At 54.5% G+C, this 25,557-nt stretch carries 13 protein-coding genes, 27 tRNA genes and 5 rRNA genes; 6 read left to right on the top strand and 39 right to left on the bottom strand.

Features of this window, described 5'->3' with window-relative positions:
• Positions 1-11 precede the first annotated feature (11 nt).
• Positions 12-1,442, top strand: coding sequence for an MFS transporter (locus tag NZD89_RS03810; RefSeq protein WP_268006464.1), 1,431 nt, complete (start codon positions 12-14; stop codon positions 1,440-1,442).
• A gap of 84 nt (positions 1,443-1,526) precedes the next feature.
• On the opposite strand, the gene NZD89_RS03805 is transcribed toward NZD89_RS03810, so the two are convergent.
• Together NZD89_RS03805 and NZD89_RS03800 are read right to left on the bottom strand one after the other, a co-directional pair.
• Positions 1,527-2,831 carry a S1C family serine protease gene (locus NZD89_RS03805; protein ID WP_268006463.1) on the bottom strand — a complete coding sequence of 435 codons (1,305 nt, stop codon included), beginning with the start codon at positions 2,829-2,831 and terminating at the stop codon, positions 1,527-1,529.
• Positions 2,832-3,078: 247 nt separating this feature from the next.
• Positions 3,079-3,708, bottom strand: coding sequence for an alpha/beta hydrolase (locus NZD89_RS03800; protein WP_268006462.1), 630 nt, complete (start codon positions 3,706-3,708; stop codon positions 3,079-3,081).
• A 181-nt stretch (positions 3,709-3,889) separates the two neighbouring features.
• On the opposite strand from NZD89_RS03800, the gene NZD89_RS03795 reads away from it, so the two are divergent.
• Positions 3,890-4,888 (top strand): asparaginase, encoded by a 999-nt coding sequence (locus tag NZD89_RS03795; protein WP_268008382.1) that lies wholly within the window; start codon positions 3,890-3,892, stop codon positions 4,886-4,888.
• A 13-nt stretch (positions 4,889-4,901) separates the two neighbouring features.
• On the opposite strand, the gene NZD89_RS03790 is transcribed toward NZD89_RS03795, so the two are convergent.
• Both NZD89_RS03790 and NZD89_RS03785 read right to left on the bottom strand, forming a co-directional pair.
• The gene (locus tag NZD89_RS03790; RefSeq protein WP_268006461.1) at positions 4,902-5,861 is read right to left on the bottom strand and encodes an ATP-dependent DNA ligase; all 960 of its coding nucleotides are present in this window, start codon (positions 5,859-5,861) and stop codon (positions 4,902-4,904) included.
• A 95-nt stretch (positions 5,862-5,956) separates the two neighbouring features.
• The gene (locus NZD89_RS03785) at positions 5,957-6,301 is read right to left on the bottom strand and encodes a carbohydrate ABC transporter permease (protein ID WP_268006460.1); all 345 of its coding nucleotides are present in this window, start codon (positions 6,299-6,301) and stop codon (positions 5,957-5,959) included.
• 193 nt (positions 6,302-6,494) lie between these two features.
• Here NZD89_RS03785 and ligD point away from each other — a divergent pair, with 193 nt between their 5' ends.
• From ligD to NZD89_RS03770, 3 genes are all read left to right on the top strand, one after another.
• Positions 6,495-7,403, top strand: a complete 909-nt coding sequence (gene ligD / locus NZD89_RS03780; RefSeq protein ID WP_268006459.1) for a non-homologous end-joining DNA ligase — start codon at positions 6,495-6,497, stop codon at positions 7,401-7,403.
• A 238-nt stretch (positions 7,404-7,641) separates the two neighbouring features.
• Complete coding sequence (locus NZD89_RS03775; RefSeq protein WP_268006458.1) at positions 7,642-9,240, top strand: ABC-F family ATPase; 1,599 nt, start codon at positions 7,642-7,644, stop codon at positions 9,238-9,240.
• Between the two features lie 39 nt (positions 9,241-9,279).
• Complete coding sequence (locus NZD89_RS03770; protein ID WP_268006457.1) at positions 9,280-9,501, top strand: YwbE family protein; 222 nt, start codon at positions 9,280-9,282, stop codon at positions 9,499-9,501.
• 57 nt (positions 9,502-9,558) lie between these two features.
• Here NZD89_RS03770 and NZD89_RS03765 read toward each other — a convergent pair whose 3' ends face one another.
• The 6 genes from NZD89_RS03765 to cysK form a co-directional block, all read right to left on the bottom strand.
• Positions 9,559-10,791, bottom strand: coding sequence for an aminopeptidase (locus NZD89_RS03765; RefSeq protein ID WP_268006456.1), 1,233 nt, complete (start codon positions 10,789-10,791; stop codon positions 9,559-9,561).
• A 202-nt stretch (positions 10,792-10,993) separates the two neighbouring features.
• A 5S ribosomal RNA gene (gene rrf, locus NZD89_RS03760) occupies positions 10,994-11,110 on the bottom strand.
• A gap of 201 nt (positions 11,111-11,311) precedes the next feature.
• Positions 11,312-14,254, bottom strand: a 23S ribosomal RNA gene (locus tag NZD89_RS03755).
• Positions 14,255-14,583: 329 nt separating this feature from the next.
• Positions 14,584-16,115: ribosomal RNA gene (locus NZD89_RS03750) — 16S ribosomal RNA — on the bottom strand.
• The 16S, 23S and 5S rRNA genes sit together here, the layout of an rRNA operon.
• Before the next feature lie 561 nt (positions 16,116-16,676).
• On the bottom strand, positions 16,677-17,615 hold the full coding sequence (locus NZD89_RS03745; protein WP_268006455.1) for a manganese-dependent inorganic pyrophosphatase: 939 nt from the start codon (positions 17,613-17,615) through the stop codon (positions 16,677-16,679).
• A 45-nt stretch (positions 17,616-17,660) separates the two neighbouring features.
• Positions 17,661-18,587: a cysteine synthase A gene (gene cysK, locus NZD89_RS03740; protein ID WP_268008381.1), complete on the bottom strand. Its 927-nt coding sequence runs from the start codon at positions 18,585-18,587 to the stop codon at positions 17,661-17,663.
• A gap of 274 nt (positions 18,588-18,861) precedes the next feature.
• Between cysK and NZD89_RS03735 the strand changes: the two genes are divergently transcribed.
• Complete coding sequence (locus tag NZD89_RS03735; RefSeq protein WP_268006454.1) at positions 18,862-19,464, top strand: cell wall hydrolase; 603 nt, start codon at positions 18,862-18,864, stop codon at positions 19,462-19,464.
• A 94-nt stretch (positions 19,465-19,558) separates the two neighbouring features.
• Here the strand turns inward: NZD89_RS03735 and NZD89_RS03730 are convergent.
• From NZD89_RS03730 to NZD89_RS03590, 29 genes are all read right to left on the bottom strand, one after another.
• A tRNA-Ile gene (locus NZD89_RS03730) sits at positions 19,559-19,635 on the bottom strand.
• Positions 19,636-19,641: 6 nt separating this feature from the next.
• Positions 19,642-19,728: transfer RNA gene (locus tag NZD89_RS03725), tRNA-Leu, on the bottom strand.
• A 38-nt stretch (positions 19,729-19,766) separates the two neighbouring features.
• Positions 19,767-19,843, bottom strand: a tRNA-Asp gene (locus NZD89_RS03720).
• An 86-nt stretch (positions 19,844-19,929) separates the two neighbouring features.
• Positions 19,930-20,005, bottom strand: a tRNA-Lys gene (locus NZD89_RS03715).
• A 7-nt stretch (positions 20,006-20,012) separates the two neighbouring features.
• Positions 20,013-20,087, bottom strand: a tRNA-Glu gene (locus tag NZD89_RS03710).
• 1 nt (position 20,088) lies between these two features.
• A tRNA-Ala gene (locus NZD89_RS03705) sits at positions 20,089-20,164 on the bottom strand.
• Positions 20,165-20,197: 33 nt separating this feature from the next.
• Positions 20,198-20,274, bottom strand: a tRNA-Pro gene (locus NZD89_RS03700).
• A gap of 6 nt (positions 20,275-20,280) precedes the next feature.
• A tRNA-Arg gene (locus NZD89_RS03695) sits at positions 20,281-20,357 on the bottom strand.
• Positions 20,358-20,359: 2 nt separating this feature from the next.
• A tRNA-Gln gene (locus tag NZD89_RS03690) sits at positions 20,360-20,434 on the bottom strand.
• A 5-nt stretch (positions 20,435-20,439) separates the two neighbouring features.
• Positions 20,440-20,512, bottom strand: a tRNA-His gene (locus tag NZD89_RS03685).
• Positions 20,513-20,602: 90 nt separating this feature from the next.
• Positions 20,603-20,685, bottom strand: a tRNA-Tyr gene (locus NZD89_RS03680).
• A gap of 3 nt (positions 20,686-20,688) precedes the next feature.
• A tRNA-Thr gene (locus NZD89_RS03675) sits at positions 20,689-20,763 on the bottom strand.
• Positions 20,764-20,768: 5 nt separating this feature from the next.
• Positions 20,769-20,845 (bottom strand) — tRNA-Met (locus NZD89_RS03670).
• A gap of 4 nt (positions 20,846-20,849) precedes the next feature.
• Positions 20,850-20,940: transfer RNA gene (locus NZD89_RS03665), tRNA-Ser, on the bottom strand.
• Between the two features lie 3 nt (positions 20,941-20,943).
• Positions 20,944-21,018, bottom strand: a tRNA-Val gene (locus NZD89_RS03660).
• Positions 21,019-21,052: 34 nt separating this feature from the next.
• A tRNA-Phe gene (locus tag NZD89_RS03655) sits at positions 21,053-21,128 on the bottom strand.
• 4 nt (positions 21,129-21,132) lie between these two features.
• Positions 21,133-21,208, bottom strand: a tRNA-Met gene (locus tag NZD89_RS03650).
• 17 nt (positions 21,209-21,225) lie between these two features.
• Positions 21,226-21,299 (bottom strand) — tRNA-Cys (locus NZD89_RS03645).
• A gap of 3 nt (positions 21,300-21,302) precedes the next feature.
• Positions 21,303-21,385, bottom strand: a tRNA-Leu gene (locus NZD89_RS03640).
• A 5-nt stretch (positions 21,386-21,390) separates the two neighbouring features.
• A tRNA-Ser gene (locus NZD89_RS03635) sits at positions 21,391-21,483 on the bottom strand.
• A gap of 1 nt (position 21,484) precedes the next feature.
• Positions 21,485-21,559 (bottom strand) — tRNA-Gly (locus tag NZD89_RS03630).
• 3 nt (positions 21,560-21,562) lie between these two features.
• Positions 21,563-21,638, bottom strand: a tRNA-Val gene (locus tag NZD89_RS03625).
• A gap of 3 nt (positions 21,639-21,641) precedes the next feature.
• A tRNA-Leu gene (locus NZD89_RS03620) sits at positions 21,642-21,724 on the bottom strand.
• 5 nt (positions 21,725-21,729) lie between these two features.
• Positions 21,730-21,802: transfer RNA gene (locus NZD89_RS03615), tRNA-Lys, on the bottom strand.
• A 5-nt stretch (positions 21,803-21,807) separates the two neighbouring features.
• A tRNA-Gly gene (locus NZD89_RS03610) sits at positions 21,808-21,881 on the bottom strand.
• Positions 21,882-21,886: 5 nt separating this feature from the next.
• A tRNA-Arg gene (locus tag NZD89_RS03605) sits at positions 21,887-21,963 on the bottom strand.
• A gap of 4 nt (positions 21,964-21,967) precedes the next feature.
• Positions 21,968-22,052 (bottom strand) — tRNA-Leu (locus tag NZD89_RS03600).
• A gap of 128 nt (positions 22,053-22,180) precedes the next feature.
• Positions 22,181-22,297 (bottom strand): 5S ribosomal RNA (rrf, locus tag NZD89_RS03595).
• Between the two features lie 154 nt (positions 22,298-22,451).
• Positions 22,452-25,395: ribosomal RNA gene (locus NZD89_RS03590) — 23S ribosomal RNA — on the bottom strand.
• Positions 25,396-25,557 lie beyond the last annotated feature (162 nt).

Here is a 25,557-nt window from a genome sequence, read left to right as displayed (position 1 = left end):
GGGAAACCCTTGTGAGTGTTAAACTTCCATTGGGTTTTATCTGCCATAAAAGAGGCTATCATTGGTTTGTCGTTGCAACCGTGTGCATCGGAGCATTTATGGCTGCTCTCGATTCGAGTATTGTAAACATTGCACTTCCCATAATGAAACGGGATTTTCATACACATATGCACGTGATTGAGTGGGTCAGTTTGTCCTATCTCTTAACACTTGCAGCTCTTATCGTACCGTTCAGTCGGATCTCGGACATGTTCGGGCGTCGTTGGATGTATAGCATTGGTTTCTTTGTCTTTATTGTTGGGTCTTTCTTCTGTGGTTTTGCCCCAACTCTAAACGTACTATTTGTATCCCGCATTCTACAAGCAGTTGGCGCTGCAATGCTTCAAGCGAATAGTGTGTCCATTATTACCGCTTCAACACCAACCCGTGACCGAGGCAAGGCGATTGGCATCCAGGCAAGCGCACAAGGAATCGGTCTGAGTCTTGGTCCAATCATTGGTGGCGCACTGATTACTATGTTGGGTTGGAAATGGATATTTTATGTCAATGTTCCCGTTGGGATTATCGGTACTATCCTAGGTGCCCTACTGCTTCCCGCCGAAGAAAAGCCGGAGGAACGTGAGAAGTTCGACTTTTTCGGGTCGTTGGTGTTGGCACCCATCCTGGTAGCGATCATCTACGTTTTGAATGTGGGGGGGCAAATTGGCTGGACTGCCTCGATTTCCGTCGTTTGTTACGGGGTTACTGTGTTTGGGGTACTTGGGTTTGTGTTGATTGAAGGACGCGTCAAGTATCCAATCGTCGATCTAAGTCTTTTTCGGAATAGGACGTTTATTTATGGCAATGTAACCACCGTTCTTTCTTTTACGGTGATGTATGCTGTCATGTTCTTGGCACCCTTTTATCTAGACAATGTTCACAAGTTGAATGCTTTGCGTGTAGGATTATTCCTCATGGTGATTCCGATTGGCATGGCAGCACTTACACCCATATCTGGGATTATCGCGGACAAATTTGGAGCTAAACTACCTACAGTGGCGGGGATGTTGATTACTGTAATTGGTGTAGGCATGTTATCCATTTTCACCGATAAATTTATGGCAGGATTATTCACTGTCGGGTTGTTCTTTGTGGGAAGCGGAATGGGCATGTTCACCCCTGCAAATAACAGTACAATTATGGGTAGCGTGCCACACGGTCGCTTAAGCGTCGGTGGAGGCATGCTCAATATGTCACGAACCCTGGGTATGGGACTAGGAGTCGCTTTGGGTGGACTAACGTATCAACTTTTTTTACGCACCTTTGGTGTCGTGATCGAAAACCGCGCTACCGTGACACAAATGATTCCTTCATTTCGGAACTCCTTCATTGTCCTAACCGTCGTGACGATTGCGATAGTTGTAATTGTGTCGATTTTCAATCACCAATCGCATACAAGTTGACTGGTGTTGACGATACTAGGCCCCTTGACTCGAACACTGCTTCGAATCAAGGGGCCTGCTTCTATAACTCAGATCTCATTCATGTCAATTTCCGAATCCCGAGAACGGATCGAGTGGGTCTACACTCTGGCTGCCACCCTGACTGTAGGAATAGCCCCCATCGCCTTGGGAGTTACTTCCATCTGAATTGTTGCCCGAGTCGGTCGTGTTGACGCTTTGTTCCTCGCCGACTTTGACGTCCAGCGTCTTCTTGGTGTTCCCGCGGTAGATGGTCACCTTCACCGTCTGCCCAGGCTGTAGCTTAAACAACTCGGTCCGCAAATCGGCAATCCCCTGCACTTCCGTTCCGTTGATGGCGATGATGACGTCTCCTGCCTTCAGACCGGCGTTCTTGGCGTCGGTCGACGTCACTGACTCGACATAGACGCCGTAGTCGACCGGAACGTTTACGTATCCTTCAGGCACGGTTGACATGTCGACTCCTTCGATGCCGATGGACGGATGGATGGCGTGGCCGGTTTTAATGATTTCCGACGTGATTTGCTGTACCTCGTTCGCTGGAATGGCAAAGCCCATCCCCTCAAAATCCTGCTCGACAATCTTACTGCTGTTGATGCCAATCATTTGACCCGAGGCATTGAGCAATGGACCACCGCTGTTCCCAGGATTGATAGCGGCGTCCGTTTGAATGACCGACTGATAGTCGAGCGTCTGTTGTGAGGTAGGTTCTTCAACAGGCATCGTCCGCTGGCTTCCGCTCACGATACCGGACGTCACGGTGTCCGCAAAATCGAGGCCCATCGGTGTACCGATAGCAATCGCCGGCTCGCCAACCTGAATGTCGTCGGAGTTGGCAAATTGAATCGGATCGACAGATTGGAAGTTCGAGGCTGGTACTTTGAGTACAGCCAGATCTGTATACGGGTCTGTACCCACGACTGTCGCCTGTACCTGCTTTTTCGATTGCAAAACGATTTCTACTTTCGATCCGCCCTCGACCACGTGATTGTTCGTCACGATGTAGGCGTCGTTGCCGTTCTTATAGAAATAGACACCTGAGCCGATGTCAGATTCCTGCGTCTGCGATTGGTCGGTAAAAGGACTACTCGAAGTCGTAAAATTCTCGACGGCCACCACATCAGGTTCCACTTGCTTGACGACCTTGGTGATGTCAGAACTCACGTTGACGCTGACGTTGGTCGAGACCGGTGTCGAACTGCTGGACGTCCCGCTCATATCGACAACGCTAGCGTTGTGGCTTGCTATCAATGGCGTGACGGCTAAAGTTGCGCCAGAGCCGACAAGGGCCGACAGTACAACCGTCGCTGCCCATTTCCAGGTGTCACCCTTAGCTATTCTTTCGGTAGACTTTGGACGATAGTATCCCATCTGACAGCCCCCTCGCATGTCGTTGAAGTTCATATAAGTTGTTATTATCATGCACGAGCAACCTTGAAGAATCCTCGAATCACGCAAACGCGGGACATTTGCCTGTGAACACTTTTTAAACGCTTGGCCGTGGGCCTGACCGATGCAACGACACACAGAAAGGCCCAGCCTAGTCTAGCGACATGGGCTGAACCAAGTTGCGGAACAGAGATTGGCAATGATACGCAAAAACGCACCTCAAGTGAACCTATTTTGAAAACTTCTGCTCAAACCACATCTTGGCCAACTGCAACTCGGGTTCCATCAGGCCATGTCCACCGCGGTGCCACTGGATTTCCACGTTCGCACCGCGCGCGTCGAGCAGTTCGCCTAGTCGTTTGGTGCTTTGTGCTGGAACGATTACATCCGCTTCGCCTGCAGACAACAGGACAGGGGTGGCCCGCTTGGCCGCCGACTGCTCCGGCTCAAAAGGGACCATCGGTCGAAATAACAGTGCACCTGCGAACACGTCGGTGTGCTTTAACAAGATGCTCGCGGCGATATTCGCCCCGTTTGAGTAACCGACGGCAATCAAAGCGTCACGCTCGAAGCCGTACGTCGCGCTGGCGGATCGGAGGAAGTCAGCGAGTTCGTCGGTGCGGAACAACAAGTCTTCCTCGTCGAACACACCTTCTGCGAGGCGTCGAAAGAAACGCGGCATCCCCCCTTCGAGGACCTTGCCGCGAACCCCCAACAGTGCGGCGTCCGGAGCCAAAAAACGGCCCAGCGGCAGAAGGTCTCGCTCATTCCCACCCGTGCCGTGCAGCAGTACCAGTGTGTGCCCCGTGGTATCCAATGGGGCTCTGATATATTCGTGGATAAAATCTAAGTCAGCCACTGAATCAGTCCTCCAACGCGTTCGAAAAGTGACCCTAACATGTCCAATAGGAACAGACTACGATATTAGCTTATTTTTGTACAGTTACGGATTTAGCCGCACCGTCACATATTTTTGTTCGCTGGCGCAATAATAGCTGAGCGAAAATACTTTTGGGAAATCGAGGGACACGACATTGAACGTGCTGGTGGAAGAGACGAGGGCTAGCGTCGTCGACAACGTTCATCTAGGGCACATCGCCGTGGTCAACGCCGACGGCACCCTGTTGTATCAGTACGGCGACCCGAACTACATGACCTACGGCCGGTCCGCCTTAAAACCGATGCAGGCTCTCCCCATCGTCGAAACGGGAGCCGCAGAACATTTCTCGTTTTCAGACGCCGATCTCGCCATTTGCTGCGCTTCTCACAGCGGTGAAGAGCGACACCGGTCGCGCGTGCGTGCAATTCTGTCGCAAATTGGAAAGGATGGGCACGACCTCGAGTGTGGCGTGACCGACCCGGTCAATAAAACCAGTCACGAGGAGCTGATTCGCAGCGGCCAGCAGGCAGATCCGGTATGCAACTGCTGTTCGGGCGTGCACGCCGGAATGCTGGCGACAGCGGTATATCTCGGAGAAAATACGCAAGGGTACACGCACGCGGACCATCCGGTTCAACAGCGCGTCGCAGAGGCAGTGGCAGACGTGGTGGGGCTACAATTAAAAGACATCCATACTGGTCTCGACGGCTGTGACATCCCAACCTACTACATGCCACTCAAACACCTGGCCTGGGGGTTTGCACGGCTTGCCCGACCCAAAGGGCTTAGCGCGTCCCGCGCGAACGCCATAGAGCGCATTGTCAGCGCCATGGATCGCCGTCCAGATATGGTGACAGAGAAAAACATCTACAGCGCGAAATTGATTCGGGCGTTTCAGGGGCGCATTCTCGCCAAAGAGGGCGCAAAGGGCGTGTTCTGTTTATTTGATCGAGAAAGGGAGATCGGCATCGCCTTAAAAATCGCCGACGGTGGTGCAGAACCCATCCCCAGTGTCGTCAATGAGATTCTCCATCAACTCGGCATCGGAACGAAAGGCCCACTCGAGGAACTCACCAGTTACGACCGCGAGGGAATCAAAAACGCGCCGGGGCACATCGTCGGCTACATGGAGCCGAAATTCAAACTCGTTCGAGCTTGATGAGCGATGCACACTACGGACGCGCAGGCGCTTGCTCGTCGAATACACACCGTTGTGCGGGCACGTCCACGACGGCTTGGATGCTCGGCTGACGAAGCGTCCCGCCAGGTGTCCACTCTGCGAACTGAATTTTGACTGTGAACTTGATGGTGACCCAGTTGGCGTCGCGATGCCGCTCGGGTTCATTGACGAACGGGCGGGTACCTGTTACGTGGGGCGTCAACCACTGTGTCATCGCTCGCCACTCTTGTTTGGTCAGCTTTCCTGTCCCCGTGTGACCGATATACCATAGTCGTCCACGTGCATCGTACTGACCCAAGAGCAATGCATTCACCGTGTTGCTCGCGTCGAGCGTAAAGCCACCGATGACGGCAATCAGGTCTTGGTAGTTCTTCACCTTGATCCACAGATCAGATTTTCCGCCGATCACATAGGGCGAGTCGCTCCGTTTGAGGACAATTCCCTCCATGCCATACTCCTTGACGACGTTGAACAACGCGTTTGCATCGTCGTGGGTGGTCACCATCTGTACGTTCGGATGGGCTTGAAGGACCTTGCCGAGCATCTCCATACGCTCTCGATACGGCCGCTTTGTGAGCCATTCCCCGTTCAGGTATAAAATATCAAACACCATGTACGTGATAGCCACACTTTGTTGGGCCAATGGCACCCGGTCGGCTCTACGCACGCCGTCGCGGCGCATGACGTTGTGGAAGCTGGGTTTACCATCGGCGCCAAGTGCGATGATTTCGCCGTCTAGAATGGCAGATGACCCCGAGCAGTATTCATGGATGTTCAAGAGTTCCGGGTACTGCATCGTCCGCTCGTGTCGCTTGCGGTTAAAGAGGTGAACGCCATCTCTATCAAAGTACGTAAGCATGCGCACGCCGTCCCATTTGATCTGCGGCATCCAGTCTCCTTTGGTTGGGATGGCGTCGCGGCGCACAGGTTCAAACGGGATGATGGGCTGCACGATGATTCCTCGCATTTCTGTCGTGGTGTCTTCATCATGCTTGACAAAAAAAACCAAACTATACAGGGGGCTCGTCTCTGTTCACGCCCCTGTCCTCACCCCTTGACCGCACCCTGTGTCAACCCAGACACAATCCACCTGCGGAAGATGATCACCAAAATGATGACGGGCACGACGGCGACCAGCGAACCCGCGAAGATGGTCCCATATGGGACAGAGTACTGACCGCTGAACAATGCGATGCCAACAGGAATGGTGCGCATCGAGTTCGATGAATTGAAGACTAGGGCAAACAGGAACTCCGTCCAGCAGGCTACAAACGTAAACACGGCAGCGGTAAACAGGCCAGGCGTCGTCATCGGTAAAAAGATTTGATAAAACGTGCGAAACACCGAAGCACCATCCATTCTGGCCGCCTCGTAAAATTCGTTTGGAATCATTTGCAGCCCGCAAAATTTTGTTACCGTCTACATCCGGTGTTTCACATCTCTTTTGTCGGCTTTGCTGACTGTAATCGTCACGCCGATGGAAGGCGCGCAAGTTTCCCTTTTCACAGGCCAGGTCCCGACAAGCGAGGCATTCATTTTCAAAAGGTGGCCACACTAGCGAAAGAAACTATCTAGGGGAAGATCTATGGAATCCGTGCCCATCACCATCGAGAACAGAGACATCCTACTGACGAACCCGAACAAGGTCTTGTGGCCGGAGGTGGGCGTTACCAAACTGGACTATATTCGGTACCTCACGAGCGTTTCACCCTACCTTTTGCGCTATACACACGATCGCCTGCTCATGATGTGGCGATTCCCGGATGGCGTCTCCTCCGAGCGCATCGTCGAGAAGGCGGTGCCGGCCCATGCACCGGATTGGATCCCGACGGCATTCTATAAAGACAAACACTTCATCCTGCTCAACGATCTACCGACCCTCGTGTGGGTCGCCAATTACGCCGCCATCGAACTGCACGTCCCGTTTACGCTGTTCCACCAACCCACGTGTCCAACCGATGTCGCATTTGATTTAGACCCTTCTGTGCCGGACAGGTTTGAGTTGGTGCTGGAGGTCGCTTTACAACTTCACGACGTGCTGGATACCCTTGGGCTGCCAAACTACGCGAAGACGTCGGGTGCAACTGGCATGCAGGTTTTCGTCCCTGTACAACCGCGTTATACGTTCGAGCAAACCCGCAAGATCACACGGTTTATCGCGCAATACCTTCAACAGCGAATGCCTGAGAAGGTGACATTGGAACGATCCGTCAAGAAGCGCGGGAGCAAACTGTACGTAGACTACCTTCAGTTGTGGAAGATGCGTACGCTATCTGCCGCCTATTCGGTGCGTGCGACCCCGTGCGCAAGTGTTTCTACGCCGGTGACCTGGGCGGAGGTGGTGCACGGATTCAAACCGAGCGACTTCACGGTATTCAACGTGATGAATCGCATTAAACAACTGGGGGACCTCTTTGCAGCCATCGCTTCCCCCAAAGACCGAGAGAGTTTAGATAGCATCCTCGATTTTATGAATAGAAATATAAATATATAGGAATATGTATTTATCGATTGATAACCTAGTGTAAGCCATTTAAAGGCCTGCCGGCCCCCAATGCGTGGGGGCCTTTTTGTTGCAAGGTAGCACCCCCAGCGATGCCACTGCCACCTATTCCTTCCTTCTGTTCTCCACAGTTTTTCCCAGGCGGAAAATAGCCTAGGGTTACCAGAGCCTTCATTGACCGACCATGGTATAGTGATGGGATGGAACACTGAAAAAGGGGGCGGAATAGATGATACGCGTAAAAGATTTGTCGGTTTCGTTTGGGAACCGCATTTTGTTTGAGGATGTCAACCTCAGTTTTGACGAGGGGAATCGGTACGGGCTGATTGGGGCCAACGGATCGGGAAAGTCGACGTTTATGAAAATTCTCGTCGGAGACTTTGAGCCAAGCACCGGCGGTGTCTCGATTGCACCGGGTATCCGGGTCGGAGTCCTCCGCCAGGACCACTATCAGTACGACGAGTGCACCGTCCTCGACACGGTACTGATGGGCCATCCAGAACTTTGGAAGGTGATGAAAGAGCGCGAGCGCCTGTATGCCCTTCCAGAGATGACCGAAGAGGAAGGAATGCAGGTCGGAGAACTGGAAAGCGCGTTTGCCGACATGGACGGGTATTCCGCGGAGTACTTTGCAGCCGAACTGTTAGAGGGCTTAGGCATTCCCGTCGAGAAGCATTACGACTTGATGAGTACCATGATCGGTGGCTTCAAGTTGCGTGTTCTGCTCGCACAAGTCCTGTTTGGACGCCCTGATGTACTCTTATTGGACGAGCCGACCAACCACCTCGATCTCGACACGATTCGCTGGCTCGAAAACTTCTTGCTGAATCACAAGGGGACGATGGTGATTATCTCTCACGATCGTCACTTCTTGAACACGGTCTGCACGCACATGGTGGACGTCGACTACCAAAAAATTTCGATGTTTACCGGGAACTACGACTACTTTGTAGCTGCGAGTACGCTAGCGCGTGAACAACTGCTCGCAGAGAATGCGCGCAACCTCGAGAAAATTGCCGAACTCAAGGAATTTGTCGCTCGCTTTTCGGCCAACAAAAGTAAGGCCAAACAGGCGACGAGTCGACAAAAACAAATCGAGAAAATCGAAGTGCAGGAAATTCGTCCTTCTTCCCGCGTTGCGCCGTATATTAAGTTTGCCGCCAAACAACCGCTTGGCAAGCAAGTGCTATCCGCGAAGGATATCAATAAATCGTTTGACGACCTGCACGTGTTGAAGAACGTCAACCTGGACATCATGAACGGTGACAAAGTAGCTGTGATTGGAACGAACGGAATTGGCAAAACGACGCTCATCAACACGCTGCTCGGCGCGCTCACACCCGATACGGGCCAGGTAACATGGGGTCAATCCGCCCAGCCCACGTATTTCACGCAAGACCACAACGAGACGATTCCGAAGGACACCACCGTGTACGAGTGGTTGCGCAGCTTTGATGAGCTGGCGGACGAACAGACCATCCGCAGTATTCTCGGGCGCATGCTGTTTTCAAAGGACGAGGTTCACAAATCGACGGAAGTCCTTTCCGGGGGCGAGTCGGCGCGCCTGATGATCGGCAAGATGCTGCTTCTGCAAGGGAACGTACTCGTCTTGGACGAACCGACCAACCACCTGGACCTCGAGTCGATTGATGCGTTGACCAAGGCGTTGCAGTCGTTCGATGGATCGGTGATCTTCGTGTCGCACGCCCGGCAGCTCGTGGAAGACGTGGCCAATCGGATTGTGGAATTGACACCCGCTGGCGTGATCGACTTTAAGGGGCCGTACGCAGAATATCTCCAGAAGCGTGAAGCCCTGGTCACGCAATAACCTAGGCGAACGAAACGGACGAACTCGGGGGATGACACAGTGAAAGATGGCAAAAACCGCAAGGATATTCGGCCCGGTCTCGAAGTGGATATCGTGCTCAAAAAGGATCAACCCACAGGGAAGCTGACCCGTGGATTCGTCAAGGACATCCTGACGAACTCTCCGACGCATCCACACGGCATTAAAGTCCGGTTGCGGGATGGTCAAGTCGGCCGAGTACAAGCTATCCTCGAAGGCCCACAGGTATCAGACAACCAGTGACCACACGCAAAAAGGGAGGCATGTAAATGCCTCCCTTTTTGCTGTCCATCCCGCTCCTCAGTCAGCCCATTCCCCCTGCCGGAACAGCGGGATCCACTCGCCAGACCTCGTTTGCGCGTCAATGTCGAGCTCTGCCGAGCCAATCATGAAATCGACGTGAACCATGCTGGAATTCACTCCGCGTTGCAACAAATCCTCCTTCGACATCTCGGCCCCACCCCTCTGGTTAATGGGGTATGCCGCACCAAGGGCGATATGGCAGGACGCATTTTCATCAAACAGCGTGTGATAGAAGGTCAAGCCGGTTTGTGAGATGGGAGAGCTATGCGGAACAAGCGCCACTTCACCGAGGTACCTCGCACCTTCGTCGGTGGTGATGATGGATTCCAAAACGTCGTGTCCGACTTCTGCCGTGAAGTCTACCAAGCGCCCCTCGTGAAACGTCAACGAAAAATTATCAACCAGCTTCCCCCCGTAGTACAGAGGCTTGGTACTGCGCACCACACCGTTCACACCCGTGCGCAGGGGTGCCGTAAAGCACTCCTCTGTGGGGATGTTTGGTACGGTTACAACGCCTGTCGCGGTCCGATTTCCTCCCCCAACCCATACATGCTGAAAAGGGAGTTCAATCGTCAAATCGGTGCCTAGGGCACGGTAACGCAGACATTTGAACTGCGCATCGTTGAGCGTCGTCAAACGCGCCTGCAGGTGACCGATGTGCTGACGCCAGGCCCCTATCGGATCCGGCCGATCCGCCCGCGTAACCCGAAACACGACATCCCACAGCGCACTCAACCGTCGCTCCTCGGGTAGGTCCTGAAACACTTGGTCAGCCCAGGCTTGTGTCGGCACGAGCATGCCAAGCCAACTAACCATTGCGCTCATTCGCATTCTTTGATACGGCTGTAAGGCTTGCTGAGCCGCGCGCTGTGATGCCGCCAGCCTGTCCGCCGCCACATCCTTCAAAAAGCCCGGCTTCGGCGTATGGATGCCGATGAACGCGGCACCTGCCTCCGCCATTTCGAGATAGCCCTGCGCTTTCCATCGCGGATATTCCGATAGCGCATCGGCCGGGGAGCGTAACAATTTCGTGCGATTCACCTCGGCATCCGACCACTCCACATGGACCATCCTGGCTCCTGCGTCGTACGCCTTCTGTGCGAGCACGCGCACAAACGCCACAGCGTCCAGCTCCGCGTCGATCACGACGAGCTGGCCAGGTTGCACATTTACCCCGAGGCGAACCGCTAACTCCGCGTACGCCTCAAACTGCTGCTCAAACTTATCCATCGTTCCACTCCATTTCTGGCGGGGTGGTACCGCTCTCGCGGACTCTACACAACATTATACAGCCCGTCCTATCCTCTTTCCGTAGTATCCACATCAATGCACAGCGCATTCCAGCAGCCCGCCGCAGCGTCGCCCAATCCCCGACCAACACAAAAAGACCCCGAGGTCGGCATCACTGCTTCCCTCAGGGTCCTTATCTCGCGCCTGGCAACGACCTACTTTCCCAGCCCCTCTCGGGACAAGTATCCTCGGCGCTGGAGGTCTTCACGTCCGTATTCGGTATGGGTACGGGTGTTTCCCCTCCGCTATGGTCACCAGACCGCTTGGCGTTCAGGTATTCGTTCGCACGGCTTCGGCCTATCGGCCTGCAGATGTGCTACTCACACCTTCACTCAAGCTCCCAGTTACGTCGCTCCGTAACTTTGTCTTTATCCTCGCTCCTGAATCATGGAACAACCTCTTCTCCACAAAGTGGATAGGTCTCGCTACGACGCTTTCGCGCCGAGTCTCGCCTTATGTTCGGGTGAAGCCCTCGACCGATTCGTATCTGTCCGCTCCACGTATCACTACGCTTCCACGCCAGACCGATCTACCTTGTCTTCTTCAAGGGGTCTTACTTCCCTAACGGAATGGGATACGTTATCTTGAGGCAGGCTTCGCGCTTAGATGCTTTCAGCGCTTATCCTTTCCCGACTTGGCTACCCAGCTATGCTTCTGGCGAAACAACTGGTACACCAGCGGTCGGTTCATCCCGGTCCTCTCGTACTAAGGACGACCCCTCTCACGTATCCTGCGCCCGCGGCAGATAGGGACCGAACTGTCTCACGACGTTCTGAACCCAGCTCGCGTACCGCTTTAATGGGCGAACAGCCCAACCCTTGGGACCGACTTCAGCCCCAGGATGCGATGAGCCGACATCGAGGTGCCAAACCTCCCCGTCGATGTGAACTCTTGGGGGAGATCAGCCTGTTATCCCCGGGGTAGCTTTTATCCGTTGAGCGATGGCCCTTCCACTCGGTGCCACCGGGTCACTAAGCCCGACTTTCGTCCCTGCTCGACCTGTCCGTCTCGCAGTCAAGCTCCCTTGTGCCTTTACACGCTTCGCGCGATTTCCATCCGCGCTGAGGGAACCTTTGGGCGCCTCCGTTACTCTTTAGGAGGCGACCGCCCCAGTCAAACTGTCCACCTGACACTGTCCCATGACCAGTTTCATGGCCATGGTTAGAACACAAGTACCTCAAGGGTGGTATCCCAACGCCGACTCCACTCAGGCTGGCGCCCAAGCTTCTCTGTCTCCCACCTATCCTGTACATGACGTACCCGTATCCCATATCAAGCTACAGTCAAGCTCCACGGGGTCTTTCCGTCTAACCGCGGGTAACCTGCATCTTCACAGGTATTACAATTTCACCGGGTCTCTCGTTGAGACAGCGCCCAAGTCGTTACGCCTTTCGTGCGGGTCAGAACTTACCTGACAAGGAATTTCGCTACCTTAGGACCGTTATAGTTACGGCCGCCGTTTACTGGGGCTTCAATTCAGAGCTTCGCCTTGCGGCTTACCCCTCCTCTTAACCTTCCAGCACCGGGCAGGCGTCAGCCCCTATACTTCGCCTTTCGGCTTCGCAGAGACCTGTGTTTTTGCTAAACAGTCGCTTGGGCCTTTTCACTGCGGCTTCTCTCGAAGCGCCCCTTCTCCCGAAGTTACGGGGCCATTTTGCCGAGTTCCTTAACGAGAGTTCTCCCGCGCGCCTTCGTGTTCTCCACGCGCCCACCTGTGTCGGTTTCCGGTACGGGCACCTCACCACTCGCTAGAGGCTTTTCTTGGCAGTGTGACTTATGGGACTTCGGTACTGTACTTCCCTCCCCATCACAGCTCACGATTACCAGGGTGCGGATTTGCCTACACCCCTCGCTCGCTGCTTGGACGGCCTCTTCCATCCGGCCGCTTCCCTCAGCCTCCTGCGTCACCCCTTCGCTCAATCGCGATGTTGGTGGTACAGGAATTTCAACCTGTTGTCCTTCGACTACGCCTTTCGGCCTCGCCTTAGGTCCCGACTTACCCTGGGCGGACGAGCCTTCCCCAGGAAACCTTGGGCTTTCGGCGGACAAGATTCTCACTTGTCTTTTCGCTACTCATACCGGCATTCTCACTTCCATCCGCTCCACCAAACCTCTCGGTTCAGCTTCCCCGCAAATGGAACGCTCCCCTACCATGTTTCCATCCATAGCTTCGGTGTCTGGTTTAGCCCCGTTACATTTTCCGCGCAGCGCCACTCGACCAGTGAGCTATTACGCACTCTTTAAATGGTGGCTGCTTCTAAGCCAACATCCTGGTTGTCTGTGCAACGCCACATCGTTCCCCACTGAACCAGTACTTTGGGACCTTAGCTGTTGGTCTGGGCTGTTTCCCTCTTGACCACGGGTCTTATCACTCGTAGTCTGACTGCCAGGTTCTTCGACAAAGTGGCATTCGCAGTTTGACTAGGCTTGGTAACCCTCGCGGGCCCCGCACCCAATCAGTGCTCTACCTCCACTTCTCATTCCCTGACGCTAGCCCTCAAGCTATTTCGGGGAGAACCAGCTATCTCCGGGTTCGATTGGAATTTCTCCCCTACCCCCAGTTCATCCCCTGGCTTTTCAACGCCAGTGGGTTCGGGCCTCCATGCGGTGTTACCCGCACTTCACCCTGACCAGGGGTAGATCACCCGGTTTCGGGTCGATGACGACAAACTATACCGCCCTATTCAGACTCGCTTTCGCTTCGGCACAGGCTCCCTCGCCTTCACCTTGCTTGCCATCATCACTCGCCGGTTCATTCTACAAAAGGCACGCCGTCACATGTCATGCATGCTCCGACTGCTTGTAAGCACACGGTTTCAGGTTCTATTTCACTCCGCTCCCGCGGTTCTTTTCACCTTTCCCTCACGGTACTATCCGCTATCGGTCGCCAAGGAGTATTTAGCCTTAGGAGGTGGTCCTCCCAGATTCCCACGGGATTTCTCGTGTCCCGCAGTACTTGGGGTCTGTTGCACATTCCACAATCCGTTTCGGTTACCGGGCTCTCACCGTCTATGGCCGGCCTTCCCATGCCGTTCTCCTACGCATTGCTTCCTGCTGGCTCCCTGCAGGTTGCCACCAACAGCCCCTCGACCCCGCATACGCATCGACTGCAGTCTGTACCACGTATACGGTTTAGGCTTCTCCGCTTTCGCTCGCCACTACTTACGGAATCGCGTTCGCTTTCTTTTCCTCGAGGTACTTAGATGTTTCAGTTCCCTCGGTTGCCTCCGTACACCTATGTATTCAGTGTACGGTACTAGCGCTTCACACTAGCAGGTTTCCCCATTCGGACATCCACGGCTCAATGCTCGCTTACAGCTCCCCGTGGCATTTCGGTGTTCGCCCCGTCCTTCTTCGGCTCTTGGCGCCTAGGCATCCTCCGTGCGCTCTTTCTAACTTCACCGTTTTGACTTCCTAACCACAAACGTGATTATTCCATCTATAAATCCGGTTTCGTTAACCTGTTACGCATTTACGGTTACCGGTTTTACTTATTCGAGGTTGTTCCATATTCAGTTGCCAAGGTACCTCGCGCCTTCCAATCTGCTTCGGATTCCTTCGTTGGTCGTCCTCTGACTCGCTCACGTACAAAAATACGCTCGACTCATCATCGTCCTCCCGCCTTGTACTCCTCGCATCTTGAAACGCGCTTTGAGTTTGCTTCCACCTCATACGAGGCTTGGCTCCCTCAAAACTAAACACCCACGTCCTAAAAGCCTTGTTTCTCCGTAGAAAGGAGGTGATCCAGCCGCACCTTCCGATACGGCTACCTTGTTACGACTTCACCCCAATCATCAACCCCACCTTCGGCGGCTGGCTCCCTAAGGTTACCTCACCGACTTCGGGTGTTGCCGACTCTCGTGGTGTGACGGGCGGTGTGTACAAGGCCCGGGAACGGATTCACCGCGGCATGCTGATCCACGATTACTAGCAATTCCGGCTTCATGCAGGCGAGTTGCAGCCTGCAATCCGAACTACGAACGGCTTTTTAGGTTTCGCTCCACCTCGCGGCTTCGCTTCCCGTTGTACCGCCCATTGTAGCACGTGTGTAGCCCAGGACATAAAGGGCATGATGATTTGACGTCATCCCCGCCTTCCTCCGACTTACGCCGGCAGTCACCTGTGAGTCCCCACCACTACGTGCTGGTAACACAGGTCAAGGGTTGCGCTCGTTGCGGGACTTAACCCAACATCTCACGACACGAGCTGACGACAACCATGCACCACCTGTCTCCTCTGCCCCGAAGGGAAGGACTATCTCTAGCCCGATCAGAGGGATGTCAAGCCCTGGTAAGGTTCTTCGCGTTGCTTCGAATTAAACCACATGCTCCACTGCTTGTGCGGGCCCCCGTCAATTCCTTTGAGTTTCAGTCTTGCGACCGTACTCCCCAGGCGGAGTGCTTATTGGGTTTCCTTCGGCACTGGGGTGTGTCCCCCAACACCTAGCACTCATCGTTTACGGCGTGGACTACCAGGGTATCTAATCCTGTTTGCTCCCCACGCTTTCGTGCCTCAGCGTCAGTCACTGTCCAGCAAGGCGCCTTCGCCACTGGTATTCCTCCACATATCTACGCATTTCACCGCTACACGTGGAATTCCCCTTGCCTCTCCAGCACTCAAGTTATGCAGTTTCCAAAGCAATCCCAAGGTTGAGCCTTGGACTTTCACTTCAGACTTACACAACCGCCTACGCACGCTTTACGCCCAGTGATTCCGGACAACGCTTGCCCCCTACGTATTACCGCGGCTGCTGGCACGTAGTTAGCCGGGGCTTCCTCACTCGGTACCGTCTCACAAGGAGCTTTCCACTCTCCTTGTCGCTCTCCCCGAGCAACAGAGCTTTACAACCCGAAGGCCTTCTTCGCTCACGCGGCGTTGCTCCGTCAGGCTTGCGCCCATTGCGGAAGATTCCCTACTGCTGCCTCCCGTAGGAGTCTGGGCCGTGTCTCAGTCCCAGTGTGGCCGGTCACCCTCTCAGGTCGGCTACGCATCGTCGCCTTGGTGGGCCGTTACCTCACCAACTAGCTAATGCGCCGCGGGCTCCTCTATCAGCGATGCAGTTGCACCTTTCAACACAGGAAGATGCCTTCCCGTGTGTCATCCGGCATTAGCACCCGTTTCCGAGTGTTATTCCAGTCTGACAGGCAGATTGCCCACGTGTTACTCACCCGTCCGCCGCTGACATCAAAAGATGTCCGCTCGACTTGCATGTATTAGGCACGCCGCCAGCGTTCGTCCTGAGCCAGGATCAAACTCTCAAAAAATGTTACTGGCGTTACTTCATAAATGTCTCGACAACGACTGTCGTCTCGACCGAAACTTTTAGGCGTGTGTGTTTAGTTTTCAAGGAACCAAATCAATCAGTGCCGCCGAAGCAGCTCAGACAATATACCACGAATCTATCGTCGTTGTCTACTGGAATATTTTGCTTCAGCTCGTTCGAACGTTGCGGTTTGAACCTGTGAGCTGGTGTTCCGGCGACTCGGTATATCCTGTTTGTTCAGCAGTGCCGCCGAAGCGACGTCGATTAATATAACACGCTTTATGCGTAGTGACAACTGTTATTTTTAGGTAGCTAGCAGAGCTTAGCGGCGCTCCTGGAGAGTCCGGAGCGCGTAAAGCATGCGAATCCCATTCGAATGCCGTTTCCGCCATCCCAACCGCCAGCGCCGCATCAAAAGGATGCAGCCTAGAAACGCGTCGACGCCGAATTCAGAGGCCGTCCGTCACCCCCCTCCTTCGAGCGCAACCGAACGGAACAAAATAAAGACCGCCCTCCTTATCCAGAAGAGCGGTCGATACTCATTTGCAGTCCCGAGGAACGATTACTTTTTCAATTGGCTCAACGTTTCCGTAAGAATCGGTACGATTTGCTTTTTGCGCGATACAACGCCTTTGAGAACAGCCTTGTTGTCTGCCAACTGGACGTTGTACGCAGTCTCGACCGCATGCGCTGCGCTACCCAATGCTACCGCGATGGAATCGTTGCTTAAGATGTCCGTCACGACGAACAGGAAGAGATCTAGCCCTTTGTTTGCGATCACGCCCTGAAGAACAGACTCCAATTCACCCTGACGCGAAAGAACGTCGTTCGTATCCACGGCGTTCACCTGCGCGATCTCAACCTTGAAATCGCCCATGGAGAATTCCTTGGCGTCGAGGGAAATCAATTCGTCGATGCTCTTGTCGCTCAAATCGGCGCCCGCCTTGAGCATCTGTAATCCGTATGAATCGATGTCGACACCGGCAATCTCCGCCAGCTCTCGAATCGCTGCGACGTCCTCCTGTGTGCAGGTTGGCGACTTCAGAAGCAAGGTGTCGGAGATGATGGCAGAGACCATCAACCCGGCGATCTCCTTGCGGATCGTCAGGTTGTGTTCCTTGAACAACTTGTTCAAGATGGTCGCCGTGCAACCAACCGGTTCGGCGCGATAGTACAAAGGATTGGCGGTTTCGAAATTGGCAATTCGGTGGTGGTCAATGACCTCGATGACCTGAACGCGATCGATGTCGTTGGCACTTTGTTGGCGTTCGTTGTGATCGACAAGAATCACATCGTCGGCCTCGTCGGCCACCGTTTCAACCAACCGCGGCGCCGGGACCTGAAAGTAATCTAATACGAATTGCGTCTCTGCGTTGACATTGCCCAAGCGAACAGGCTCAGCCGTGACCCCAAGCTGATTCTTGAGATCCGCGTAGACAATCGCAGAAGAAATGGAATCCGTGTCCGGATTTTTATGTCCGAAGACAAGTACCTTACTCATCCTGATCCTCCTCATACAGTGCCCTTAGGCACATTGCAGCAACACTTAGTCGAATTGGTACAGCGGTGTGGACAGGTAGCGCTCACCATTCGACGGAGACACGGTCACAACGCGTTTTCCCTTACCCAATTCTTTGGCGACTTGCAACGCGATAAACACGTTGGCGCCTGACGAAATACCGACGAGCAAACCTTCCTCTTTGGCCAGACGGCGTGCATATTCAAATGCCACATCGTTTTCAACCGTACGAACCTCGTCGTAGATCTCGCGTTCGAGGATAGATGGCACAAAGTTTGCCCCAATACCTTGGATTTTGTGCGGACCAGGTTGGCCGCCGGACAGAATCGGCGATGTAGCTGGCTCTACTGCAATCACTTTCGCGGACGGAACTTCCTTGCGCAGTACTCGACCGACACCGGTGATGGTACCACCAGTACCAATCCCTGCCACGAACGCATCGAGTTTGCCGTCTAACTGTTGAACGATTTCTCGACCTGTGGTCAATTCGTGTACTTCCGGATTGGCAGGGTTATCAAACTGCTGCGGCATAAAATAACCGTGTTCAGCTGCGAGCTCAGCAGCCTTGTTCACGGCACCCTTCATCCCTTCACTACCTGGTGTGAGCACAAGTTCAGCGCCATACGCGCGCAGGAGACTGCGGCGTTCCTGACTCATCGTCTCAGGCATGGTGAAGACCGCGCGGTAACCCTTCGCAGCGGCGACGAGGGCAAGGCCAATGCCGGTGTTCCCACTGGTTGGCTCGACAATGGTATCGCCAGGTTTCAAACGGCCTTCGCGTTCCGCCGTCTCGACCATCGCCTTTGCGATCCGGTCCTTTACACTACCGCCTGGATTGAACCATTCGAGCTTGACGTAGACGTCCGCATCATTTGGACCTGTGAGGTGACGAAGCTTCACGACAGGCGTCTGACCAATCAGTTCTAGAACATTGTCGACAGTTTTCAAAGTGATTCCTCCACGGTACGTTTGTCGGCAGTCCCGATCATCCATCATATCCCTGCAGGACCATGTCAAAGCCGACTAAAACGGTAATGTATTACGGGTATCCTACTAATAGAGTATATGAGATTGAACCCAGCATCGCAATTGTTCTTTGCAAACTACACTCATCTCAATTCTCACGTATTCCAAATGAGAGCGTTGGTAACACTGATATAGGCGGGGACGTAAGCCTGTACAGCCGTGCGCCTCGTCCTAGCGAACTCGTTTGGAGGTACATCGGACCATGACACTGAACCGAATTTCAACCATCATTACATCCGCTGTCACCACGTTGGGCATCCCGGCCGTGGTGCTGGCCGCGGCCACCTACACCGTCCGGCCTGGTGATTCCCTGTGGTCCATCGCACAGAGCCATGACATCACGCTGGCACAGTTGGAAAGCGCCAACCCCCAACTCTCGGACTACAGCCAAATTCAACCTGGAGAGGACATTACATTGCCGAACGGGCAGACGAGCACCGCGGACGATTTGTACTGGTTATCCCACATCATCAGCGCAGAGGCACAAGGGGAATCCGAGCAGGCACAAGAAGCTGTCGGTGACGTCGTACTCAATCGCCTGCGCGCAGGAGGTTATGGCGATACCGTTCACGACGTGATCTTCCAGGTCGTAGACGGTGCCTACCAGTTCACCCCAGTTGAAAATGGGGCTATCTACAATACGCCTACGTCAAATGCGATCGCAGCAGCAGCAGCGGACCTGCAAGGCCTTAACATCGTACCGAGTGCACTCGTATTCTACAATCCATCCGAGGTGCCCGCCGGATCGTGGGTGACCCAACAGCCAACCCTAATGGCTATCGACTCGCTCGTGTTCGCCAAATGACGTCGATATCGAGGACCATAACTTGACCCTCTCGCCGCACGCAAAAAACCCTTTGGAAGCTATCGGCTTCCAAAGGGTTTCTCGTGTAAACACATGGTGGGCCCAGGAGGACTCGAACCTCCGACCTCACGATTATCAGTCGTGCGCTCTAGCCAGCTGAGCTATGGGCCCATATTTTGGTGCGGTCGAGAGGACTTGAACCTCCACGGGGTTGCCCCCACAAGAACCTGAATCTTGCGCGTCTGCCAATTCCGCCACGACCGCATTCATATGTGGACTCCCGAACAAATCGAAGGAGTCTTTGGCGGAGCTGACGGGATTCGAACCCGCGGTCTCCTGCGTGACAGGCAGGCATGTTAGGCCTCTACACCACAGCTCCACGTGGATTGCGCGGGGCAGGACTTGACCTGCTCACTTCGAGTTGTGAAGTGCACGAGCTGACAACTTCTCGTCCCCGCGCTTTATTGGTGGGTCATGAAGGAATCGAACCTTCAACCTGCCGATTAAGAGTCGGATGCTCTGCCAATTGAGCTAATGACCCAGGTGTTTGGTGACCCTAAGGGGATTCGAACCCCTATTACCGCCGTGAGAGGGCGGCGTCCTAACCATTAGACGATAGGGCCATGGTGGAGGTAGACGGATTCGAACCGACGACCCCCTGCTTGCAAGGCAGGTGCTCTCCCAGCTGAGCTATACCCCCATGGTAATTGTCGATCACGCCATCACAATCGACTGGTCGGAGCAGCGGGATTCGAACCCACGACCTCCTGCTCCCAAGGCAGGCGCGCTACCAAGCTGCGCTATGCTCCGTCAAACTGGCGTGCCCTGAGAGATTCGAACTCCCGACCTTTTGATTCGTAGTCAAACGCTCTATCCAGCTGAGCTAAGGGCACATTGGCTGGGGAAGAAGGATTCGAACCTTCGCATGACGGTACCAAAAACCGTTGCCTTACCGCTTGGCTATTCCCCATCAAGGGTGAGTGATGGGAATCGAACCCACGTATGCCGGAATCACAATCCGGTGCGTTAACCCCTTCGCCACACTCACCACACAATACACTGCCGAGCACGGTGCAATTGCCTCGCACCGGTTCGCAGTTGAGCACGCCCTGACACAAATGGCATCAGTTCGCGCACTTGGTGGAGGGGAAGGATTCGAACCTTCGAAGCTTCCGCAACGGATTTACAGTCCGCCCCATTTGGCCACTTTGGTACCCCTCCGCATGGAGCCACCTGTCGGATTTGAACCGACGACCTGCTCATTACGAGTGAGCCGCTCTACCCCTGAGCCAAGGTGGCAAACGTGGTAGCGGCGAGTGGATTCGAACCACCGACGCCACGGGTATGAACCGTGTGCTCTAACCAACTGAGCTACGCCGCCAAAATGGCGGAGAGAAAGGGATTCGAACCCTTGAGACGGTCACCCGCCTACACGATTTCGAGTCGTGCTCCTTCGACCAGCTCGGACATCTCTCCGTGTGGTGCGGCTAATAGGAGTCGAACCTATGACCCCCACCATGTCAAGGTGGTGCTCTCCCTCTGAGCTATAGCCGCATATCAAAGAACTAGTATTTAAATAAGGTGTTGCTGGTGGCTCGGGACGGAATCGAACCGCCGACACGAGGATTTTCAGTCCTCTGCTCTACCGACTGAGCTACCGAGCCATGATGGTTGCGGGGGCAGGACTTGAACCTGCGACCTTCGGGTTATGAGCCCGACGAGCTGCCAACTGCTCCACCCCGCGACGTGGGTAAACTTGCCTGGAGGCGCCAACCGGATTCGAACCGGTGGTAAAGGTTTTGCAGACCTCTGCCTTACCACTTGGCTATGGCGCCACATGGTGCGGGTGAAGGGACTCGAACCCCCACGGTTTCCCGCTGGAACCTAAATCCAGTGCGTCTGCCAATTCCGCCACACCCGCTTAACTGGCGGAGAGAAAGGGATTCGAACCCTTGAGACGGGTTTAGCCGCCTACACGATTTCCAATCGTGCTCCTTCGACCAACTCGGACATCTCTCCATGGAGCGGAAGACGGGATTCGAACCCGCGACCCTCGCCTTGGCAAGGCGATGCTCTACCCCTGAGCCACTTCCGCATGTGGTGGGCGCTGACGGGATCGAACCGCCGACCCTCTGCTTGTAAGGCAGATGCTCTCCCAGCTGAGCTAAGCGCCCACATGGTGCCGAAGGCCGGACTCGAACCGGCACGGTTTCCCGCACGATTTTGAGTCGTGTGCGTCTGCCAATTCCGCCACTTCGGCAAGGATGAGCCATGCTGGACTCGAACCAGCGACACCCTGATTAAAAGTCAGGTGCTCTACCAACTGAGCTAATGGCTCTCATATGGAGCGGGTGATGGGAATCGAACCCACGCTATCAGCTTGGAAGGCTGAAGTTCTACCATTGAACTACACCCGCATATATGGCGTGCCCTGAGAGATTCGAACTCCCGACCTTTTGATTCGTAGTCAAACGCTCTATCCAGCTGAGCTAAGGGCACACATTGGTGTCGAAGGCGGGACTTGAACCCGCACGGGTTTCCCCACACGCCCCTCAAACGTGCGCGTCTGCCGATTCCGCCACTCCGACAAGCATCAAAAGAATACTATCCTGGAGCAAGAACACACAATCCGTGGCTATCCACCACATGGGCACCTGTTCAAGCAGGATGAGCGGCTCGCGCCCACTCGGAGCGCTCGTCCACCATATTCCCTCGCGCCTGGCAACGACCTACTTTCCCAGCCCCTCTCGGGACAAGTATCCTCGGCGCTGGAGGTCTTCACGTCCGTGTTCGGTATGGGTACGGGTGTTTCCCCTCCGCTATGGTCACCAGACCGCTTGGCGTTCAGGTATTCGTTCGCACGGCTTCGGCCTATCGGCCTGCAGATGTGCTACTCACACCTTCACTCAAGCTCCCAGTTACGTCGCTCCGTAACTTTGTCTTTATCCTCGCTCCTGAATCATGGAACAACCTCTTCTTCTGTTCATCGGGTGAAGCCCTCGACCGATTCGTATCTGTCCGCTCCACGTATCACTACGCTTCCACGCCAGACCGATCTACCTTGTCTTCTTCAAGGGGTCTTACTTCCCTAACGGAATGGGATACGTTATCTTGAGGCAGGCTTCGCGCTTAGATGCTTTCAGCGCTTATCCTTTCCCGACTTGGCTACCCAGCTATGCTTCTGGCGAAACAACTGGTACACCAGCGGTCGGTTCATCCCGGTCCTCTCGTACTAAGGACGACCCCTCTCACGTATCCTGCGCCCGCGGCAGATAGGGACCGAACTGTCTCACGACGTTCTGAACCCAGCTCGCGTACCGCTTTAATGGGCGAACAGCCCAACCCTTGGGACCGACTTCAGCCCCAGGATGCGATGAGCCGACATCGAGGTGCCAAACCTCCCCGTCGATGTGAACTCTTGGGGGAGATCAGCCTGTTATCCCCGGGGTAGCTTTTATCCGTTGAGCGATGGCCCTTCCACTCGGTGCCACCGGGTCACTAAGCCCGACTTTCGTCCCTGCTCGACCTGTCCGTCTCGCAGTCAAGCTCCCTTGTGCCTTTACACGCTTCGCGCGATTTCCATCCGCGCTGAGGGAACCTTTGGGCGCCTCCGTTACTCTTTAGGAGGCGACCGCCCCAGTCAAACTGTCCACCTGACACTGTCCCATGACCAGTTTCATGGCCATTGGTTAGAACACAAGTACCTCAAGGGTGGTATCCCAACGCCGACTCCACTCAGGCTGGCGCCCAAGCTTCTCTGTCTCCCACCTATCCTGTACATGACGTACCCGTATCCCATATCAAGCTACAGTCAAGCTCCACGGGGTCTTTCCGTCTAACCGCGGGTAACCTGCATCTTCACAGGTATTACAATTTCACCGGGTCTCTCGTTGAGACAGCGCCCAAGTCGTTACGCCTTTCGTGCGGGTCAGAACTTACCTGACAAGGAATTTCGCTACCTTAGGACCGTTATAGTTACGGCCGCCGTTTACTGGGGCTTCAATTCAGAGCTTCGCCTTGCGGCTTACCCCTCCTCTTAACCTTCCAGCACCGGGCAGGCGTCAGCCCCTATACTTCGCCTTTCGGCTTCGCAGAGACCTGTGTTTTTGCTAAACAGTCGCTTGGGCCTTTTCACTGCGGCTTCTCTCGAAGCGCCCCTTCTCCCGAAGTTACGGGGCCATTTTGCCGAGTTCCTTAACGAGAGTTCTCCCGCGCGCCTTCGTGTTCTCCACGCGCCCACCTGTGTCGGTTTCCGGTACGGGCACCTCACCACTCGCTAGAGGCTTTTCTTGGCAGTGTGACTTATGGGACTTCGGTACTGTACTTCCCTCCCCATCACAGCTTACGATTACCAGGGTGCGGATTTGCCTACACCCCTCGCTCGCTGCTTGGACGGCCTCTTCCATCCGGCCGCTTCCCTCAGCCTCCTGCGTCACCCCTTCGCTCAATCGCGATGTTGGTGGTACAGGAATTTCAACCTGTTGTCCTTCGACTACGCCTTTCGGCCTCGCCTTAGGTCCCGACTTACCCTGGGCGGACGAGCCTTCCCCAGGAAACCTTGGGCTTTCGGCGGACAAGATTCTCACTTGTCTTTTCGCTACTCATACCGGCATTCTCACTTCCATCCGCTCCACCAAACCTCTCAGTTCAGCTTCCCCGCAAATGGAACGCTCCCCTACCATGTTTCCATCCATAGCTTCGGTGTCTGGTTTAGCCCCGTTACATTTTCCGCGCAGCGCCACTCGACCAGTGAGCTATTACGCACTCTTTAAATGGTGGCTGCTTCTAAGCCAACATCCTGGTTGTCTGTGCAACGCCACATCGTTCCCCACTGAACCAGTACTTTGGGACCTTAGCTGTTGGTCTGGGCTGTTTCCCTCTTGACCACGGGTCTTATCACTCGTAGTCTGACTGCCAGGTTCTTCGACAAAGTGGCATTCGCAGTTTGACTAGGCTTGGTAACCCTCGCGGGCCCCGCACCCAATCAGTGCTCTACCTCCACTTCTCATTCCCTGACGCTAGCCCTCAAGCTATTTCGGGGAGAACCAGCTATCTCCGGGTTCGATTGGAATTTCTCCCCTACCCCCAGTTCATCCCCTGGCTTTTCAACGCCAGTGGGTTCGGGCCTCCATGCGGTGTTACCCGCACTTCACCCTGACCAGGGGTAGATCACCCGGTTTCGGGTCGATGACGACAAACTATACCGCCCTATTCAGACTCGCTTTCGCTTCGGCACAGGCTCCTTCGCCTTCACCTTGCTTGCCATCATCACTCGCCGGTTCATTCTACAAAAGGCACGCCGTCACATGTCATGCATGCTCCGACTGCTTGTAAGCACACGGTTTCAGGTTCTATTTCACTCCGCTCCCGCGGTTCTTTTCACCTTTCCCTCACGGTACTATCCGCTATCGGTCGCCAAGGAGTATTTAGCCTTAGGAGGTGGTCCTCCCAGATTCCCACGGGATTTCTCGTGTCCCGCAGTACTTGGGGTCTGTTGCACATTCCACAATCCGTTTCGGTTACCGGGCTCTCACCGTCTATGGCCGGCCTTCCCATGCCGTTCTCCTACGCATTGCTTCCTGCTGGCTCCCTGCAGGTTGCCACCAACAGCCCCTCGACCCCGCATACGCATCGACTGCAGTCTGTACCACGTATACGGTTTAGGCTTCTCCGCTTTCGCTCGCCACTACTTACGGAATCGCGTTCGCTTTCTTTTCCTCGAGGTACTTAGATGTTTCAGTTCCCTCGGTTGCCTCCGTACACCTATGTATTCAGTGCACGGTACTAGCGCTTCACACTAGCAGGTTTCCCCATTCGGACATCCACGGCTCAGTGCTCGCTTACAGCTCCCCGTGGCATTTCGGTGTTCGCCCCGTCCTTCTTCGGCTCTTGGCGCCTAGGCATCCTCCGTGCGCTCTTTCTAACTTCACCGTTTTGACTTCCTAACCACAAACGTGATTATTCCATCTATAAATCCGGTTTCGTTAACCTGTTACGCATTTACGGTTACCGGTTTACTTCTTTCGAGGTTGTTCCATATTCAGTTGCCAAGGTACCTTGAGTTTACCTAGCCACAAGGGCTTTGGCTCCCTC

Source organism: Alicyclobacillus fastidiosus, from assembly GCF_026651875.1.
Classification (GTDB): domain Bacteria; phylum Bacillota; class Bacilli; order Alicyclobacillales; family Alicyclobacillaceae; genus Alicyclobacillus; species Alicyclobacillus fastidiosus.
The sequence above is the reverse complement of the archived record's forward strand: the minus strand, read 5'-3'. Positions and strand labels throughout refer to the sequence as shown.

Excerpts from the sequence above, each read along its gene's own strand:
- ligD (WP_268006459.1), top strand. The coding sequence starts at position 6,495 with ATGGAATCCGTGCCCATCACCATCGAGAACAGAGACATCCTACTGACG.
- NZD89_RS03805 (WP_268006463.1), bottom strand. The coding sequence starts at position 2,831 with ATGGGATACTATCGTCCAAAGTCTACCGAAAGAATAGCTAAGGGTGAC.
- NZD89_RS03775 (WP_268006458.1), top strand. The coding sequence starts at position 7,642 with ATGATACGCGTAAAAGATTTGTCGGTTTCGTTTGGGAACCGCATTTTG.
- NZD89_RS03765 (WP_268006456.1), bottom strand. The coding sequence starts at position 10,791 with ATGGATAAGTTTGAGCAGCAGTTTGAGGCGTACGCGGAGTTAGCGGTT.
- NZD89_RS03745 (WP_268006455.1), bottom strand. The coding sequence starts at position 17,615 with ATGAGTAAGGTACTTGTCTTCGGACATAAAAATCCGGACACGGATTCC.
- NZD89_RS03785 (WP_268006460.1), bottom strand. The coding sequence starts at position 6,301 with ATGATTCCAAACGAATTTTACGAGGCGGCCAGAATGGATGGTGCTTCG.
- NZD89_RS03735 (WP_268006454.1), top strand. The coding sequence starts at position 18,862 with ATGACACTGAACCGAATTTCAACCATCATTACATCCGCTGTCACCACG.